Origin of the sequence: Martelella mediterranea DSM 17316, from assembly GCF_002043005.1 — a bacterium.
Taxonomy (GTDB): Bacteria; Pseudomonadota; Alphaproteobacteria; order Rhizobiales; family Rhizobiaceae; genus Martelella; species Martelella mediterranea.
Genome location: NZ_CP020330.1, coordinates 1,137,922 through 1,156,082 on the forward strand (window position 1 = coordinate 1,137,922; position 18,161 = coordinate 1,156,082).

Here is an 18,161-nt window from a genome sequence, read left to right on the forward strand (position 1 = left end):
TCAGGCCGCCTTTGCCTGATGGTATTCCTTGATCGCGATCATCCGGATTTCCGGCGCACGCTCGCTTTCGTAGTTCAGCGAGAAGCCGTCCTGCGCCATGAACACCGGATCGCCGTCGAGGTCGCGGGCGATATCGCCGCGCCGGCCGGAGATGAATTTTTCCAGATCGGCGGGCTTCTCGGCCGAAATCCAGCGGCAGACGGAAAACCGCGCCATCTCGAACGATACCGGCAGGCCGTATTCCGCCTTCAGCCGCTCCTTCAGAACGTCGAGCTGCAGCGCGCCGACGACGCCGACGATTGCCGGCGAGCCGTCTTCAGGCGTGAACAGCTGGACCACGCCTTCCTCAGCCATCTGCTGCAGGGCTTCCTTCAGCTTCTTGGCCTTCATCGCGTCTTCCAGCCGCACGCGGCGGAGGATTTCCGGCGCGAAGTTCGGCACGCCCTGGAACACCAGCGCCTCGCCATCGGTCAGCGTGTCGCCGATGCGGAGCGCGCCGTGGTTCGGGATGCCGACGACATCGCCGGCATAGGCCGTATCGGCAAGCTGGCGCTGCGAGGCGAAGAAGAATTGCGGCGCGGTCAGCCCCATCTGCTTGCCGGTGCGGGCAAGCCTCGCCTTCATGCCGCGCGTCAGCGTGCCGGAGCACACGCGTACGAAGGCGATGCGGTCGCGGTGGTTCGGGTCCATATTGGCCTGGATCTTGAACACGAAGGCGCTCATCTTCGGGTCGGTCGCCTCCACGGTGCGAACATCGGCCACCTGCGCGCGCGGCGCGGGCGCGAAATCGGAAAGCGCGTGGATCAGATCGCGCACGCCGTTATTGCGGAGCGCCGAGCCGAAATAGACCGGCGTCATATGGCCTTCCAGAAACGCCTGCCGGTCGAAGGCGGGATAACCGTCGATCGCAAGCTCGGCCATTTCCGCCCAGTCCTGACGCTCATGCTCCGGCAGTTTTTCCGACACGACTTCCGGGCCGTTCACCTTGGTCAGCTCTTTCTGGCTGTCGCCATAGCGCACCGCGCTGTCCTTCAGGTGATAGGTGCCGCAGAAGCTCTTGCCCTGGCCGATCGGCCATGTCATCGGCACGGTGTCGAGCGCGAGCTTCTCCTGCACTTCCTCGAGGATTTCGAACGTGTCGCGGGCCTCACGGTCCATCTTGTTGACGAAGGTGATGATCGGGATGTCGCGCAGCCGGCAGACCTCGAAAAGCTTCAGCGTCCGGGGCTCGATGCCCTTGGCCGCGTCGATCACCATGATCGCCGCATCCACCGCCGTCAGCGTACGATAGGTGTCGTCGGCGAAGTCCTCGTGGCCGGGCGTGTCGAGCAGGTTGAAGACGGTGTTGTCATATTCGAAGGTCATCACCGAGGTGACCACCGAAATGCCGCGTTCGCGTTCGATCTTCATCCAGTCCGAGCGGGTCTGGATGCGATCCTTCTTCGCCTTCACCTCGCCGGCAAGCTGGATCGCGCCGCCGAAAAGCAGCAGCTTTTCGGTCAGCGTGGTCTTCCCGGCGTCGGGATGCGAGATGATCGCGAAGGTGCGGCGGCGGGCAACCGCCTCGGCAAGCGTTTCGGGCATCGGTCGAATATCCTGTTGATGGCGGCCTATGTAGCGATTTGGGCCACAAGATGCAATTGACCTGTCGGCGTCTGGTGGCGAAGGATGCGGGCGAAATTGACGAGGACCTCACAATCACCAATCTCCCCCCTTTGAGGGGGAGATGTCGCGAAAGCGACAGAGAGGGGTGAACCCTTTCAACGAGCTCAGAGCTGGCGGCTTTCGCTGCACCCCTCTCTGCCCTGCCGGGCATCTCCCCCTCAAGGGGGGAGATCGGCCAGAGGTGAGGTGGACGTGCAAGGTGGCAGCTCCCAGGGTGACCGCAATGAACACGGAAAAAAGAATGACGCTGAAGCTGAAACGCCTGGAACATGCCGAGGGCATCGAACCGCCCGCCTATGAAACCGCGGGCTCCGCCGGCATGGATATCCGCGCCGCCGTCGACGCGCCGATGACGCTTGCGCCGGCCAAGCGGGCGCTGGTGCCGACCGGTTTCATCTTCGAAATTCCGCAAGGCTTCGAGGCCCAAATCCGCCCGCGCTCCGGCCTTGCCTTCAAGCACGGCATCACCTGCCTCAACACGCCCGGCACCATCGACAGCGATTATCGCGGCGAGGTCAAGGTACTGCTCGTCAATCTCGGCGAGGAAGCCTTCACCATCGAACGCGGCATGCGCATCGCCCAGGTCATCATCGCCCCGGTCACGCAGATGCCGGTCACCGTGGTCGACGATCTGACCGAGACCAAACGCGGCGCCGGCGGATTTGGATCGACGGGCGTGTGAGGCGCGGTTTCCGGGCGTCTGTAAATCGGCGTATTTCCGCATTCTTGCCTGTGGTGTAGGCTTCCCGGAAAGCTGGCGCAACGCGGCACGGAGGCTTTGCCGATGGACATGATGGAGGCGTTTCAGCGGGTTGGTCTGGCGCTGGCGATCGGGCTCTTGGCCGGGATCGAGCGCGGCTGGCAGGAGCGGGATCTGGCCGACGGGCAGCGGGTGGCGGGCATCCGCACCTTTGCGCTGGTCGGGCTTCTGGGCGGGCTGGCGGGCTATCTCGGCGTCGAGACCGGCGCGGCGGTGCCGGCGATGCTGGCGGCCGGGCTGACGATCGCCTTCGTTGTCTTCGAGTATCTGGCTGCCGGTCCGAGGCATGATTTCAGCGTCACCGGCGTGGTTGCGGCGCTGGTCGTGTTCGCGCTCGGCATTGTTTCCGTCACGGGCGATATGCGGCTGGCGGCCGCCGGCGGGGTGGTCACCACCGTGCTGCTGGCCGCCCGCCACGCGCTTCACGGTTTTCTGAAGTCGATGACATGGGTGGAACTGCGTTCGGCGCTCGTGCTTCTGACGATGAGCTTCGTGGCGCTGCCGCTTCTGCCCAACCGCGCGATCGATCCATGGGGCGGGTTCAATCCGTTCTCCGTCTGGCTGATGACGGTGATGATCGCAGCACTCTCCTATGCCGGCTATGTGGCGATGCGCATCGGCGGTCCGGAGCGCGGCATCCTGTTTGCCGGCGCCACCGGCGGAATCGTGTCGTCAACGGCGACGACGCTCTCCTTCGCGCGCATTTCGGTCAGCCAGCCTGTGCTGGCGCGAAGGCTCGCGGGCGCGGCATCGATCGCCGGCGGGCTGTCGCTGGTGCGCTGCTTCGTGATCGCCTCGGTCGTGGCGCCGGTTCTGATGGCGCCGCTGGCGGCTGCCCTTGCGCCGGGGCTTTGCGCCTTCATCCTTGCAAGCCTCGTCCTGAACCGCAGCGGCGGGAACGCCGGGCCGGAGACCGAGCTTCAGCTTTCCAATCCGTTCGAGCTGCAGTCGGTGCTGCGGTTCGGCGCATTGCTCGGCGTCATCGGTTTTGCCGCCAAGGTGCTGGTCAAGTTCCTGGGGCCGGCGAGTATCGTGTTCATCGCGCTCGTCTCAGGCATTCCCGATCTCGATGCCATCACGCTTTCGACCGCGCATCTGGCCGGAGGGGCAGTTCCGATCCATACCGCGGCGATCGCGGTGCTGACGGCGGCGGTCTCCAACCTGATCACCAAGGTGGTTCTGGCCTATAGCAGCGGCACGCGGGAATATGGCCGGCTGCTCGCCCTGGTGACGCTGGTGGTGATCGTGGTCGGCGGGGCCTGTTTCTGGCTCTACAGCGCGGTTTTGCAGTGACGCACGGGCTTGCAGGTCGCACCTGAAATGAAATTCCTTCGGAGGGGCTATAATTGGAACTGCATTCCTCAAGTTCAGAGTGCATTGCCGGTTCGTGCCTCGAATTCGGTCGCCTTCGACCCTACCTAGATTGTAACGAATTCAAGGGAGCACAGTCATGGAACAGAACGGCAAGCCCGGACGCGGGAAGGTATACGGATCCATCCTCGAAACGATCGGCGACACGCCGCTCGTGCGTCTCGACAAGCTGGCGAAGGAGCATGGCGTCAAGGCCAACCTTCTCGCCAAGCTCGAATTCTTCAATCCGATCGCCTCGGTGAAGGACCGTATCGGCTTCGCCATGATCGAGGCGCTGGAAAAGGCCGGCAAGATCACCCCCGGCAAATCCGTTCTGGTCGAGCCGACCTCCGGCAATACCGGCATCGCGCTCGCCTTCGCGGCCGCCGCCAAGGGCTACAAGCTGATCCTCACCATGCCGGAATCGATGTCGATCGAGCGCCGCAAGATGCTGGCGCTGCTCGGCGCGGAACTGGTGCTGACCGAGCCGCCGAAGGGCATGAAGGGCGCGGTCGCCAAGGCCGAGGAAATCGCCGCCGAGACCGAGAACGCGGTGATCCCGCAGCAGTTCGAAAACCCGGCCAATCCGGAAATTCACCGCAAGACCACGGCCGAGGAAATCTGGAACGACACCAATGGCGATGTCGATATCTTCGTCTCCGGCATCGGCACGGGCGGCACCATCACCGGCGTCGGCCAGGTGCTGAAGCAGAAGAAGAAGGACGTGCATGTGGTGGCCGTGGAGCCCACCGCCTCGCCGGTGCTGTCCGGCGGTTCGCCTGCGCCGCACAAGATCCAGGGCATCGGCGCCGGCTTCGTGCCGGGCGTACTCGATACCTCGGTCTATGACGAGATCGTACAGGTCGAAAACGACGATGCCTTCGCGCTCGCCCGCGAAGTGGCCCGCCTTGAAGGCGTGCCGGTCGGCATTTCCTCGGGCGCCGCCCTGAAGGCGGCGATCGAGGTCGGCTCGCGCCCCGAGAACGAAGGCAAGACCATCGTCCTCATCATCCCGTCCTTCGCCGAACGCTATCTGTCGACGGCGCTGTTCGAGGGGCTCGGGCAGTAACACTTCCCCGCGCGGGAACAACCGACGCATCGATTATCAGGCTCATTTTAAGGCCGGAGACATGGCGAGTGCCATGTCTCCGGCCTTTTCGTTGCGGCAGGTAGCCGCTTCCTCACAACCGCTGTTGACAAGCTTCAAATTTATATGTGAAATAAATGATCATATATAAGAGTCCTTTTCGGAGGAGGGCCCAATGATCCTCAGGAGGAAAGTCAATCATGAAATTTGCTAATGCCGCTCTCGTCGCGGCTGGTTTCCTGTTCGCCGGTTCGGCCATGGCGGCCGACTACACCATTCGCCTCGCCAGTTCCCTGTCGCCGGGCGAGCCGACCATCGAGGCGGCTGAGTTCTTCGCCGATGAAGTTGCCAAGCGCACCGACGGGCGCGTTGAAATTCAGGTGTTTCCGGCCCAGCAGCTTGGCAGCGAGAAGGACGTCAACCAGATGATGCGCCAGGGCGCGCCGATCATCTCGGTCACCTCGTCCGGTTACCTCTCCGATTTCGTGCCGGATATCGGCGTGGTCGAAGGCCCCTACCTGCTCGACAATCCGGAGCAGTTCGAAAAGATCGCAAGCTCGGACTGGTTCGCCTCCGTCAAGGACCAGTTCAACGACAAGGGCATCACCTTTCTCGTTGACGATGCGCTTTTCGGCGCCCGCAACATCCTGGCCGACAAGCCCGTGCGCAGTCCGGCCGATGTCGACGGCATGACCATACGCGTCCCGCCGAACACGGTGTTCGTCAAGACGTTCGAGGCCATGGGCACGCGCCCGGCAACTGTCGAGTGGTCGGAAGTCTATAGTGCTCTTCAGCAGAACGTCGTCGAAGGCGCGGAAGCCCCGCTCGGCTCGCTCTGGGGGGCGAAGCTGCACGAGACCCGCGATACCATCTCGCTGACCCAGCACTTCACCGCCTTTACCTTCTGGGTGATCAATTCCGACTATTTCAACAGCCTGCCGGAAGACATCCGCGGTGTGATGATGGAGGTCGGTCAGGAAACCGGCGCGCTCGCCACCGAACTGACGTTGAAGCGTGACGAGGAGTACAAGGACATGTTCCGCGATGCCGGCGTCACCATCGTCGACGATGTCGATATCCAGGCCTTCCGCGACAAGACCGCCGGCGTCTACGGCGAGTTCCCGAACTGGACGCCCGGCCTCTACGACCAGATCCAGAAGATCCTCGCTGAGTAAGCGGGTTCGAAAGCGACCGGAGGCCGGGGCATGACGCCTCGGCCTTTCGGTGACCTCATACGATTTTCAAGGCGGGAAACGATGTCGAAGCATTCGCAAGGGTCCGGTCTGCGCCCATTCTATTATTTCGAGGAAGTGATTGCCGGCACCGCGCTCCTCGTGCTGGTCGCAGCGGTCTGCTGGGGCGTCGTGACGCGCTATATCACCGAAACGCCGGCGGCCTGGACCGGCGATATCGCCTCGGTTTCCTTCGCCTGGTTGATTTTCATGGGCAGCGCGGCGGCCTTCAAATATGGCATGCATATGAGCATCGATCTGGCGTGGATGCTGATCCCGGCGGGGCCGCGCCGCTTTCTCGGCGCTCTCGTCGATCTGCTGATCCTTGCCTTTCTCGCCTATGCGACCTGGCTTGGCGTCAAATTCTGTCTGAGCACGATGGATGATCCGATGCCGATCCTCAGATGGCCGCGCGCCATTCTCTACGCGGCGCTGATGTGCGGCTTCGCCTGCATGTTCCTGCGTTATGCCGGCATTGCGCTGCGCAAGTTCAAGGGCGATACGGAGCCCACCCACCGTCTCGCCGAAACTCCGGACGAAGGAGGCGCGGGATGGGCCTGATACCGGTTGCCATCATGCTGGCGTTGTTTCTGCTGAACACGCCGATCGCGCTTGGCATCGCCATGGCCGCGCTCAGCTTCTTCCTGATGTCGAGCGGGCTGCCGATCAGCTCGTTCATCCAGAAGATGGCGTCCTCCACCGAATCCTTTCCGCTGCTTGCCGTGCCGTTCTTCATCTTCGCCGGCACGATCATGAACCATGCCGGCATCACGAGGCGGCTGCTCGGCTTTGCCGATGCGCTGGTGGGCCACACCATCGGCGGCTTGGCGCAGGCCAATGTCATGCTGTCGGCGCTGATGGGCGGGCTGTCGGCCTCGGCCAACGCCGATGCCGCCATGCAGGCCAAGATGCTGGGCACGGAAATGGTGCGACGCGGCTATTCGCCAGGCTTCACTGCGGCGGTGTGCACCTGCTCGGCCGTCATCACGCCGATCATTCCGCCGGGCATCGGGCTCATTCTTTACGGCTTTCTCGCCAATGTCTCCGTCGGCAGGCTGTTCATCGCCGGCATCGTTCCCGGCCTCTTGATCATGCTTGCGCTTATGCTGGCCGTCAGGCTCCGGGCCAAGAGCCGCAAGTACAAGCCGACGCGCGTCAAGATGGCGACCAGCGGCGAGCTGTGGAAAGCCTTCGTCGAATCCCTCGGCGCGCTTTCGATCATCGCCTTCATCCTGATCGGCATCCGCCAGGGCATCTTCACGCCAACAGAGGCGGGCGCGATGACGGTAGTCTATGCCTCGATCATCGGCTTTTTCTGGCACCGGGAGCTGAAGCTCTCCTCCTTCCCGCTGATCATCACCGAAACCGTGCTGGCAACCGCCGTCGTGATGCTGATCATCTGTGCGGCCGGGGCGTTCGGCTTCTATATGACCTGGGAGCAGATCCCGTCCAAGGGCGCGGCGCTGCTTCTCGGCATCACCGAAAACCCGCTGATGCTGCTGCTGCTGATCAACGTCTTGTTGCTAGGCATCGGCATGCTGATCGAAGGCACGGCGGCGCTGATCCTGCTGACGCCGATCCTGGTGCCGGCGATCACCAAGCTCGGCATCGATCCCTTGCAGTTCGGCATCGTGATGGTGGTGAACCTGACGATCGGCGGCGTCACGCCCCCCGTCGGCACGCTGATGTTCACCTCGTGCTCGGTCCTCGGCGTCTCGATCGGCGAATATATGCGCGAGGCATGGCTGTTCTTCGTGGCGCTTATCGCGGTGCTGCTGGCGCTCGTTTTCTTCCCCTCTATCGTGACCTTCCTGCCGGACATGATGATGGGGAAATAGCCCCTTTTCCCCGGCCTCGCATTGCGTGAGGCCAGGGCGATGCTCACATCCCGTGCAGCACATAGGCCGCTTTCACCGCCGCCGACGCCCGGTTTTCGACGCCGAGCTTCACATAGATGGTTTCGAGATGCTTGTTCACCGTGCGGGTGGAAAGGCCGAGGATGTCGCCGATATCGCGGTTGGTCTTGCCCTTGGCGATCCAGGCCAGAACCTCGGCCTCGCGCGCGGTCAGCGGGAATTCCTTGCGCAGCGCCTCGTCGTCGCTGACGGGGTTCGCGGGGGTGACGCGGAACAGGAATTCGCTGGCCCCGGTCTTTTCCAGAAAAGCGAGCTGAAACAGCTTTTTGCCGTTTTCGGTGATCGGAAGAATGGCATCCGGGCTGGCCACCGGTTCGGTGCCTGCAAGCCAGTCCGCGAGCTGGCGTGAGACGAAGCCGAGATCGGCGCCGGCGCCGACCGCGTCGTGGATCAGCCGGCTTGCCTGCGGGGTCATCCAGCGCAGTGCGCCATCGACATCGCAGGCCAGCAGGTGGCGGCCGGTGGCGTCCAGCGCCACCCGCGCGCTCTGGGTCGAGCGGGCATTGGCGAGATGGACCCGGATGCGCGCGCGCAGCTCGTCGATATTGATCGGCTTGGTGAGGTAATCGACCCCGCCCGATTCCAGCGCGTGGACGATATGCTCGGTCTCCGAAAGCCCGGTCATGAAGATCACCGGCGTTTCGGCGGAGGGCCCGGCCTTCAGCCTGCGGCAGGCCTCGAAGCCGTCCATCTTGGGCATCACCGCATCCATCAGCACGATATCGGGCGTGATCCGCTCGACGATTGAAAGCGCGCTCGCGCCCGAGGTCGCGATCAGCACGGAATAGCCGGACGCCTCCAGCGCCTCGGTCAGGAAACTCAGCGCATCCGGACTGTCATCGACGAGCAGAACGATTTCCTGTGGCTCAGCCATTCCCGTCCCCTTCGGTCGGCAGCGATCTCATGAAACGCAGGAAGCCGTCGAGATCGAAACGATCGACGAAACCCGTCGCCTCCTCGACAAACGGCTTGTGCGTGGCGGCAAGTGCGGCGAGCTTGTCCTTGATGCCCCGGTGATAGCCGATCTCCGCCAGACGGATCAATTCCTCACGCTCGGGTTTCGGGGGCGGAACGAGCCGTTCCGGCATTTTTGCCGCTTTGACCGGTGCAGCCTCCGCTTCTTGCCGCCATGTCAGACCCAGATGAAGGCCGAGCACGTCCTTCAGCCGCTTCAGGTTGACGGGCTTGGACAGCGTGTCGTTATGGCTGTCATCGCCGTGGCCGATCTCGGCGTCATCGCCGATATTGGCCGAGAGCATGATGATCGGCCGCGTCACGCCGCGTTCGCGCAGCGCTGTCGCCAGTTGCCAGCCGTTCATGCCGGGCATGCGGATGTCGAGCAGGAACAGGTCCACCGGTTCGATTGCGGTCTGTTCGAGACAGGCCGCGCCGTTTTCGGCCAGCATCACGTTGAAGCCGAGCGGTTGCAGGATATCGGCCATCATCGCGCGGTGATCCTCATTGTCGTCGACGACCATGATCGTTCGGCGCGGACCATCATAGACGCCGGTGTCCGCGCCGGCTTGCGGGGGCGTCGGGCGGTCGACGGAGGCGAGCATCAGCCGCACCGAGAAGGTCGCGCCCTCGCCGGGGCGGCTCTCGACCGCGATATCGCCGCCGAGCGTGTTGACCAGAAGCCTGGTGATTGTCAGGCCGAGACCGAGGCCCGGCTTGTCGCGGGTTCCGCCGCGCTCGAACGGTTCGTAGATCCGGCCGAGATGCTTCTCGTCGATGCCGCTGCCGGTATCCGTCACGGTGAAGGTGGCCACCTGGCTGCGATAGCGGGCATCGAAGGTCACCGTGCCCGTATCGGTGAACTTCACCGCGTTCGACAAGAGGTTGACCAGGATCTGGCGCAGGCGCTTTTCGTCGGTGCGGACATAGGCTGGCAGGTTCCGGTCACGACCGTGGCGAAAGGCGAGGCCCTTGGCGCGGGCTTGGGTCTCGAAGATATCGACGATCTGGTCGAGGAATTCGCCGAGATTGATCTCGTTGGAATAGACCTGCAGCCGGCCCGATTCGATCCGGGAAATATCAAGCAACCCGTCGATCAGGCCCGAAAGATAATCGGCGGAGCGCCGGATCGACTGGATCGCCGGCTGGCGGGCCTCGGGGATCGTCGGATCGCGCTCCAGCAACTGGGCATAGCCGGAGACGGCGTTGAGCGGCGTCCTGAGCTCGTGGGAAAGACCCACGACATAGCGGCTCTTGGCGCGGTTGGCGGATTCGGCGGCTTCCTTGGCGGCCTGCAACGCCGCATCGGTTTTCTCGTGCGCCGCGATTTCCTTGAGCAGCAGCGTGGTCTGGCGCGAGGATTCTTCCTCGGCGACCTTGCGACTGTCCTGGGCCAGCACGAAGAACCAGGCGACCACGCCGGCAATCAGCGCAAAGACGAAGAACACGATCAGCGCGGTGTTGTAGACCACCACCTGCGTTTCCGGCGCCGCCCGCGCGGTCTGATAGGCGATCATCGCCAGGATCGCGCCGATCGCGGTGATCGACAGCGCGAGCGTTATGCCGTAGCGCCCGAGCCTTGTGGCAAGCTGGGCGACGATCCGCGCCGGCAGCAGCTTGTGGGCGACGGTGCCAAGCTGCGCCTCGAACTTCGCGTTCGGCTTGCAGAGGTCGTGACAGCGGCTGTCGAGCGAGCAGCATAGCGAGCAGATCGGCCCGGCATAGGCCGGACACCATGCCATATCCTCCGGCTCGAAGGCGTGTTCGCAGATCGAGCAGGTGATCGCCGTCTTTTGCTGCCAGCCCTTGCGCTGGCGGCGGGCGAGGTAATAGCGCCCGCCGGTGGCATAGGCGAGCGCCGGCGAGGCGATAAGCGCGACGAAAAGGGCGATGAACGGCGCGAAGGAGACCGCGAGCGCGCCGAACAGGCCGAAATGGGCGGCAAGCGCCACCGCGCCGGAGAGGAACATCGCGCCGAGGCCGACGGGATTGATGTCGTAGAGATGGGCGCGCTTGAACTCGATGCCGGGCGGCGACAGGCCGAGCGGCTTGTTGATGAACAGGTCGGCGGAGATCGTCGACAGCCACGCCATGGCGACGATCGAGAACACGCTGAGCGCGGCCTCCAAGAGCCGGTAGATGCCGAGCTGCATGAGTAGAAGCGCGATCGCGACGTTGAACACCAGCCACACCACCCGGCCCGGATGGCTGTGGGTCAGGCGCGAGAAGAAGTTCGACCAGGCGAGCGATCCCGCATAGGCATTCATCACGTTGATCTTGAGCTGGGAGACGACCACGAAGGCGGCCATCAGCATCAGCGCCGCCGTCTGGTTCGGGATCATGTAGCCGAAGGCCGTCAGATACATATGGGCGGGATCGGCGGCCTCGCTCGCCGGCATGCCGGTGGAAAGCACAAGTACGGCAAGAAACGACCCCGCCATCAGCTTCGGCACGCCGACCACGACCCAACCCGGCCCGGCGAGGAAGATCGCAATGCGGTGATGGAGCCTGGGCTTGCCGGTCGCGGGCAGAAAGCGCAGGAAGTCGACCTGTTCGCCGATCTGCGGCATCAGCGCGAAGATAACGCCGGCGGCTGCCGCAAAGCCGGCCAGCGTGAACGGCGCGGCCATGCCCGGTTCCGCCGCTTCTGCATGCAGCCCGCCAAAGGCCCGCCACAGCTCGAATTTCTCAAAATCCATGAATGCGATGAAGATGAAGGGGGCGATGTTGAGCACGATCCAGAACGGCTGGGTGATCAACTGGAACCGCGAGATCATCTGCACGCCATACGTCACCAGCGGGATCACCACCACGGCGGAGATGATGTAGCTGATCCACAGTGGTATGCCGAAGGCAAGCTTCAGCGCGCCGGACATGATCGAGGCCTCGATCGCGAACAGGATGAAGGTGAAGCTCGCATAGATCAGCGAGGTGACCGTGGAGCCGATATAGCCGAAGGATGCGCCGCGCGTCAGAAGGTCGATATCGACGCCGTGGCGGATCGCGTAGCGCGCGATCGGCAGGCCGGCCAGCAGCATCACGACAGAGGCGACGATCGCGGCGTAAAACGCGTTGGTCGTGCCGTAGGAGAGCGTGATCGTGCCGCCGATCGCTTCCAGCGCCAGAAACGAGATCGCGCCAATCGCGGTTTGCGAAATCCGGCTCGAGGAAAACCGCCGCGCGCTCTTGGCGGTAAACCGCAGCGCGTAGTCTTCCAGCGTCTGGTTGGCGACCCAGCGATTATATTCGCGCCGGACCGGAATGATGCGTTGGCGTGGTGTCATCAATCGCTCGCAAAGGGAGGTCATGCCAAGGATCAGGCAAATGTTTCGGCATAGCGGGCGCTTGGCAAGCAAAAACGCGTGGATATCGGCTCTCCCTGCCGCACTTTTTCCATTTTCGTTACAATGTTATGCTGCTGGCGTGCAGGAAGGACCGATGCACAGCATAAAAGGGGGCGTCATGGCAAAAGCAGAGACTGAAACCGCCGATCACGGCCAGACCTTCGGCACCGAGGGCATCACCCCCATGGAACGGCCGAGCGCTGTCACCCGCTTCTTCATGGGCATCGTCAACTGGGCCGAAAAGCTCAATCTGAAATATGCCATTCATGGCAATCCGCCGGTCTATGACAATGCCACCTTCCCGTGGTCGAAGGAGATCGAGGCGGCAGCGCCCGCAATCCGTGCCGAACTCGACAAGGTGCTGCTGCGGCAGGCGGAGCTGCCGAGCTTCCAGGACATCTCGACCGATGTGAAGACGATCTCCGACGACAACCACTGGAAGACCTTCTTCCTGCTCGGCTATGGGCTGAAATCGGAACAGAACATCAAGACCTGCCCGAAGACCTGGGAGGCGATGCAGAAAATTCCCGGCCTCACCACGGTGATGTTCTCGATCTTCGAGCCCGGCAAGCACCTGCCGGCCCATCGCGGCCCCTATAACGGGGTGCTGCGCCTGCATCTCGGCATGATCGTGCCGGAGGCCGAGCCCGACCAGCTCGCGATCCGCGTCAAGGACCAGATCTGCCACTGGGAAGAGGGCAAGGTGCTGATCTTCGACGATGCCTATGAGCACGAGGCCTGGAACCATACCGACAAGACCCGCGTGGTGCTGTTCGTCGATTTCGTCAAACCGACCCGCTTCCCGGCCAAAATGGTCAACTGGATGCTGATGAACCTCGCCGTGTTCACGCCCTTCATCCGCGAGGGGCTGGACAACCACAAGGACTGGGAAAAGAAGTTCTACGCCGAGGCCGAGGCACTCCGGAACCGGTCGTGAGGAAGGGGTCTTGCTTTTGCAGCGGCAGGATACACCTTTCCGGCGCTGCGATGTTGTTCAGAACGTGCGGTTTTCGCCAAAGCCTCGCCGCCCGGTAAACGATCTCTCCCCTTGAGGGAGAGATGCCCCGACAGGGGCAGAGAGGGGTGAACCCTTTCCGAGAGCACGGAGCTTGCGGCTTTTAGGGCTTACGCCCTTTACCCCTCTCTGTCGCTTTCGCGACATCTCCCCCTCAAGGGGGGAGATTGTTGGCTGAGAGGTTTTAAGAATAACGACTCCCGAAAGTTCACTGAAATCGGACAAACCGTAACGGTTCACAGCCGAGCGAGACGAACGGCAACCCGGACTGCGTGCCGACACGCTTGACTTGCGACCATCACGCAGGCTAATTGCGCGCGGTTGCTGACGCCTGCCGCCCGCGCGCCTCAAACGGCGATGGTGAAGTCAGTTCCGACTTCGGTTTTTCGTGTTCTCAACGACACTCGAAGCTTCCGGCAATGCGGGTACCGAGCATGGTCGCTCCGGCGGCGTGAGTGTCCTTGAAGGGCAACGAAAATGTCTGACGTCGTTTCGCCGCGGGCGAACCCCTATCTTTCCGGCCCGGTCTGGCCGCTGTTTCTCAAGACCGCCGCTCCCATCGTTCTGCTGATGCTTGTCAGTGGACTCTACACCATTGTCGACGCGATCTTTCTCGGCCTGCTGGTGGGGCCCCGCGCGCTGGCCGCCGTCACGCTGGTCTTCCCGATCTTCATGGCGGTGGCGGCGCTGTCGACGCTGGTTTCCTCCGGCATGGCCTCCATTCTGGCCCGCCGGCTCGGCGCCGGCGATGATGACGGCGCGCAGGCGGTGCTGCAATCGGCGATGATGCTGTCGCTGCTCGTTGCCGTGCTGCTGATGGCGTTCTACCTCACGCTCGGGATCAGGCTTGTCGACTGGTTTTCCGAGGGCGACGCCGCGCTGGCGGCCATGGCGAAGACCTATCTGGCATTTGTGATTTTCGGCAGTCCGCTGCAATTCGTGATCTCGATCCAGGGCGATGCGCTGCGTTCGGAGGGCAAGCCGGGGGTGATGGCCGGGATCGGCGTTCTGGTCACGCTCGCCAATATCGGTTTCAACTATGTCTTGATCGCCGGCCTTGGCTGGGGCGTTGCCGGATCGGCAATCGGCACGCTGGCGGCGCAGGCGGTGGCCATGGGCGTCGTCATCTGGCTCAGGCTTTCCGGGCGGACGCCGCTTGCGCTCGCGCGCCGCACCGGCCACCGGCTGACGGAGGCGTGGCCGCGCATTCTGGCGCTTGGCCTGCCGCCGTCTCTCGGGCTTGCCGGCACCAGCCTTTCGGCGGGCTGCTACATTATCGGCATCGGCATCTGGAGCGGCGACAACCACGACATCGCGATCGCCGCCTATGGCATCGCCTCGCGGCTCCTGACCTTCGCCTTTCTGCCGCTCCTGGGGCTGAACTTCGCCTGCCAGTCGATCGTCGGCAATAATTTCGGCGCACACCTGTTCGGCCGGTCGGACCGGACGCTGCTTGTCGGCCTCGCCACGGGACTTTGCTACGGGGTGGCCGTTGAGCTCGCGTTTATCGTCGGAGCAAGGCCGATCGCCACGCTGTTCGTGACCGATCCCGCGGTGATTGCCGAGGCGGTCCACATCGTGCGGATCGTGACTGCCGCCTATGTCCTCGTCGCGCCGCTGATGGTGCTTGCCGGCTATTTCCAGGCGCTGGGCATGGCCAGCCGCGCGGCCGCGATCACGCTCGGGCGGACCTATATCTTCACCCTGCCGCTGATCTTCATCCTGCCGTTCATCTTCGGCGAAACGGGATTGTGGATGGCCGCGCCGATCAGCGATCTCGGCATGCTGGCGATCGCCATCATGGTGTTGTGGCTGAACCGGCGCGGGGCGCGGCTCGGCCTGTTTTACGGACACCGGGAAACCGCGATCGCGGCGGAGGCGGCCTGAGCCGTCCCAAAGCCGCGGGCGCGTGTCAGGCCTTCAATACCTTGTCCGGGTTCATGATGCCGGCCGGATCGAAGGCCTTCTTGATCCGCTGCATCAGCTCGATCTCGATCGGCTCGCGAATGCGCGCAAGCTCGTCGCGCTTCAGCCGGCCGATGCCGTGCTCGGCGGAGATCGAGCCGCCATGGGCGAGCACGATGGCGTGGACGATTGCGTTGACCTCGCCCCAGCGCGCCAGGAAGGCCGCCTTGTCGGTGCCTTCCGGCTGCGAGATGTTGTAGTGTATATTGCCGTCGCCGAGATGGCCGAAGGCGCAGATGCGCGCACCCGGCACGGCCGCCATCACCGCGGTATCCGCCTCGCGCAGGAAGGCGGGCACCGAGGAGACCGGAACCGAGACATCGTGCTTGATCGAGCCGCCCTCCGGCTTCTGCGCCTCCGACATGGTTTCGCGCATATGCCACAGTTCGGCGATTTCGGCCTCGGACTTGGCGATCACGGCGTCTTCCACCAGGCCCTGTTCAAAGGCCTCTTCCAGCAAAGCCGTGATCATGTCATCGGCCGATTGCTGGCTGTCTGAGGTGGAAATATCGATCAGCGTGTACCAGGGATAGGTCGCCGAAAGCGGATCGCGCGCGCCCTCGGTATGCTTCACCGTGAAGGCGAAGGCCATATGGGCCATGAGCTCGAAACCGGTCAGCGCGGAGGCGCAGCGGTTTGCGGCAAGGTTGAAGAGGTCCAGCGCCTTTTCGGGCGAAGCGACCCCGGCAAACGCCACCTGATGGCCCTTAGGGCGCGGAAACAGCTTCAGCACCGCGCCGGTGATGACGCCGAGCGTGCCTTCCGCGCCGATGAACAGGTCGCGCAGGTCGTATCCGGTATTGTCTTTCTTCAGCGAGCGCAGCCCGTTCCAGACCTCGCCGGTCGGCAGCACCACTTCAAGGCCGAGGCAGAGATTGCGCATATTGCCATAGGCGAGCACCGCCGTGCCGCCGGCATTGGTCGCAAGATTGCCGCCGATCCGGGCCGATCCTTCCGAGCCGAGCGACAGCGGGAACAGCCGGTCATTGTCGGCCGCCGCTCTCTGCGCCTCGGCAAGGATGACTCCGCCATCGACCACCATGAAATTGCCGGCGGTATCGATCTTGCGGATACGCGTCATCCGTTCCAGCGAGAGCACGATATCGGTGCCTTCCTCGCGCGGAACCGCGCCGCCGACATGGCCGGTGCGCCCGGAGGCGGGCACGACCGGGGTTTTCGTCTCGCTCGCCAGCGTCATGATCGCGGCGACCTCGGCGGTGGTGCCGGGTTTCAGCACCAGCGCGGTCGCGCCGTGATAAAGTCCGCGGGTCTCGGTGAGGTAGGGGGCGATGTCTTGGGGCTCGGTCAGGGCGTGGCCCGGGCCGACGATTTCGGCAAAGCGGGCGATCAGGTCTTTCTCGGGGCCGGGCATTCAGTCGTAGTCCTTGGGGCGGGGGGCCGCGGCGCGGGCAAGCCGGTCGTTGATCGCCTCGCCGATGCCATCATGCGGAATGGGCGTCACGGCGATCGCGCTGGCGCCGCTCTGGTCGGCCTGTTTCATCACGTCGTAGAGCCTGCTTGCCGCCTCCGCCGTGTCGGCGGTCTTGGAGAGCTGAAGCGTGACATGGGCGGCCTCGGCATTGTCGATCACGGGCGCGCCGAACATGATCAGCGCCTCGCCGGGCTCGACATGGCTGACATTGAGCCGGACGGCGGCGTTCGGCGCGTAATGCGAGGCCATCATGCCGGGCGCCTCGATCGCGCCGGGGGTGGCGGGCCGCGTCACCGAAAGCCCCGTCAGCCGCTCGACCGCCTCGGCGGGAATGCCGCCCGGCCTGAGCAGGGTGATGGTCTCGCCCTCGACCTTGAGGATCGTCGATTCCACGCCGACGATCGCGGGACCGGCGTCGATGATCAGTTGCAGCCGGTCGCCGAGGTCGGCGTCCACATGGCCGGCCGTGGTGGGGCTCAGCCGGCCGGAGCGGTTGGCGCTGGGGGCGGCGAGCGGGCGACCGGTTTCGGCGATCAGCCGGCCGGCGAAGCCGCGCGGCACCCGGACGGCCACGGTGGCAAGCCCGGCGGTGGCCGCCGTCGCGATCCCCGCATCCGGTTTCAGCGGCAGCACCAGCGTCAGCGGGCCGGGCCAGAAGGCATCGGCAAGCTCGCGCGCCAGCGGCGAGAAGTCGGCATAGCGTTCCGCCATCGCAAGGTCGGCCATGTGGCAGATCAGCGGATTGAAGGATGGCCGGTTCTTGGCGGCGTAGATCCTGGCGATCGCCTCCGCATCTGTGGCGTCGCCGGCAAGGCCGTAAACGGTTTCGGTCGGGATCGCGACCAGTTCGCCGACGATCAGCAACCGCCGACCCTCCGCCATCGCAAGCTCTTCCTCCCGGCTGATATCGATGATCCGCGCCATGGTATTCCCGCCCTTCCTGTTCCATCATCGTTTAAAACAACCCAAACGCTGAACAAAGGATTTTCTGATGCGACGGATTTTCTCGGGCGGAATTTATGAAAAGAAGATCGGCTATTGCCGCGCCGTGGTTGCCGGTGGCTTCGTGCATGTGGCCGGCACTACCGCGCAGGGAACCGATATTCCCGAGGATGTCGAAGGCCAGTGCCGCTCGGCGCTGGCGGCGATCGAAAAGGCGCTCGGCGAGGCCGGCTCCGGCTTTTCCGATGTCGTGCGGGTCACCTACTACCTGCCGCATGCGCCGGATTTCGAGGCCTGCTGGCCGCTGCTCGCGGCAACCTTCGGCGACAATCCGCCGGCGGCGACCATGATCGAATGCGGCCTGATCGACCCGAAATACCGGATCGAGATCGAGGTGACGGCGCTGGCGCGGGCGTGAGCGCCCAACCTGCGTGTCGTCTTTTCCGAAAGTCATGTCGTGAATGGAATGCATGCCGAAGGGCGCGGGTGATTAAATGAA

The 18,161-nt window shown here is 63.8% G+C and carries 14 protein-coding genes; 9 read left to right on the forward strand and 5 right to left on the reverse strand.

Annotation, left to right across the window (positions count from 1 at the left end; all coding sequences use genetic code 11):
* On the reverse strand, positions 1-1,584 hold the full coding sequence (locus Mame_RS05225) for a peptide chain release factor 3 (RefSeq protein ID WP_018064801.1): 1,584 nt from the start codon (positions 1,582-1,584) through the stop codon (positions 1-3).
* A 304-nt stretch (positions 1,585-1,888) separates the two neighbouring features.
* On the opposite strand from Mame_RS05225, the gene dut reads away from it, so the two are divergent.
* The 6 genes from dut to Mame_RS05255 all read left to right on the forward strand — a co-directional run bounded on the left by dut (position 1,889) and on the right by Mame_RS05255 (position 7,932).
* Positions 1,889-2,347 (forward strand): dUTP diphosphatase, encoded by a 459-nt coding sequence (dut, locus tag Mame_RS05230; protein ID WP_026173473.1) that lies wholly within the window; start codon positions 1,889-1,891, stop codon positions 2,345-2,347.
* A gap of 102 nt (positions 2,348-2,449) precedes the next feature.
* Positions 2,450-3,718 (forward strand): MgtC/SapB family protein, encoded by a 1,269-nt coding sequence (locus Mame_RS05235; RefSeq protein ID WP_018064799.1) that lies wholly within the window; start codon positions 2,450-2,452, stop codon positions 3,716-3,718.
* A 157-nt stretch (positions 3,719-3,875) separates the two neighbouring features.
* Positions 3,876-4,844 carry a cysteine synthase A gene (cysK, locus tag Mame_RS05240; RefSeq protein ID WP_018064798.1) on the forward strand — a complete coding sequence of 323 codons (969 nt, stop codon included), beginning with the start codon at positions 3,876-3,878 and terminating at the stop codon, positions 4,842-4,844.
* Between the two features lie 218 nt (positions 4,845-5,062).
* Positions 5,063-6,037, forward strand: a complete 975-nt coding sequence (locus tag Mame_RS05245) for a C4-dicarboxylate TRAP transporter substrate-binding protein (RefSeq protein WP_018064797.1) — start codon at positions 5,063-5,065, stop codon at positions 6,035-6,037.
* An 81-nt stretch (positions 6,038-6,118) separates the two neighbouring features.
* Positions 6,119-6,655, forward strand: a complete 537-nt coding sequence (locus Mame_RS05250) for a TRAP transporter small permease (RefSeq protein ID WP_018064796.1) — start codon at positions 6,119-6,121, stop codon at positions 6,653-6,655.
* Entirely contained in the window at positions 6,646-7,932 is a 1,287-nt protein-coding gene (locus tag Mame_RS05255) for a TRAP transporter large permease (protein ID WP_018064795.1), read from the forward strand. Before Mame_RS05250 ends, Mame_RS05255 begins: the two co-directional genes overlap by 10 nt.
* A gap of 43 nt (positions 7,933-7,975) precedes the next feature.
* Here Mame_RS05255 and Mame_RS05260 read toward each other — a convergent pair whose 3' ends face one another.
* Both Mame_RS05260 and Mame_RS05265 read right to left on the reverse strand, forming a co-directional pair.
* Positions 7,976-8,884, reverse strand: coding sequence for a response regulator transcription factor (locus tag Mame_RS05260; RefSeq protein ID WP_018064794.1), 909 nt, complete (start codon positions 8,882-8,884; stop codon positions 7,976-7,978).
* Complete coding sequence (locus tag Mame_RS05265) at positions 8,877-12,248, reverse strand: hybrid sensor histidine kinase/response regulator (RefSeq protein ID WP_026173472.1); 3,372 nt, start codon at positions 12,246-12,248, stop codon at positions 8,877-8,879. Before Mame_RS05265 ends, Mame_RS05260 begins: the two co-directional genes overlap by 8 nt.
* A 178-nt stretch (positions 12,249-12,426) precedes the next feature.
* On the opposite strand from Mame_RS05265, the gene olsC reads away from it, so the two are divergent.
* Complete coding sequence (gene olsC / locus Mame_RS05270; RefSeq protein WP_018064792.1) at positions 12,427-13,245, forward strand: ornithine lipid ester-linked acyl 2-hydroxylase OlsC; 819 nt, start codon at positions 12,427-12,429, stop codon at positions 13,243-13,245.
* Positions 13,246-13,800: 555 nt separating this feature from the next.
* Complete coding sequence (locus Mame_RS05275) at positions 13,801-15,210, forward strand: MATE family efflux transporter (RefSeq protein WP_018064791.1); 1,410 nt, start codon at positions 13,801-13,803, stop codon at positions 15,208-15,210.
* 25 nt (positions 15,211-15,235) lie between these two features.
* Here the strand turns inward: Mame_RS05275 and Mame_RS05280 are convergent, their stop codons facing one another.
* Together Mame_RS05280 and Mame_RS05285 are read right to left on the reverse strand one after the other, a co-directional pair.
* A complete protein-coding gene (locus Mame_RS05280) occupies positions 15,236-16,660 on the reverse strand; it encodes an FAD-binding oxidoreductase (RefSeq protein ID WP_018064790.1) in 1,425 nt (474 codons plus the stop codon).
* Entirely contained in the window at positions 16,661-17,644 is a 984-nt protein-coding gene (locus Mame_RS05285; protein WP_018064789.1) for an L-threonylcarbamoyladenylate synthase, read from the reverse strand.
* Between the two features lie 67 nt (positions 17,645-17,711).
* Here Mame_RS05285 and Mame_RS05290 point away from each other — a divergent pair, with 67 nt between their 5' ends.
* Positions 17,712-18,080, forward strand: a complete 369-nt coding sequence (locus Mame_RS05290) for a RidA family protein (RefSeq protein WP_018064788.1) — start codon at positions 17,712-17,714, stop codon at positions 18,078-18,080.
* Positions 18,081-18,161: the final 81 nt, after the last annotated feature.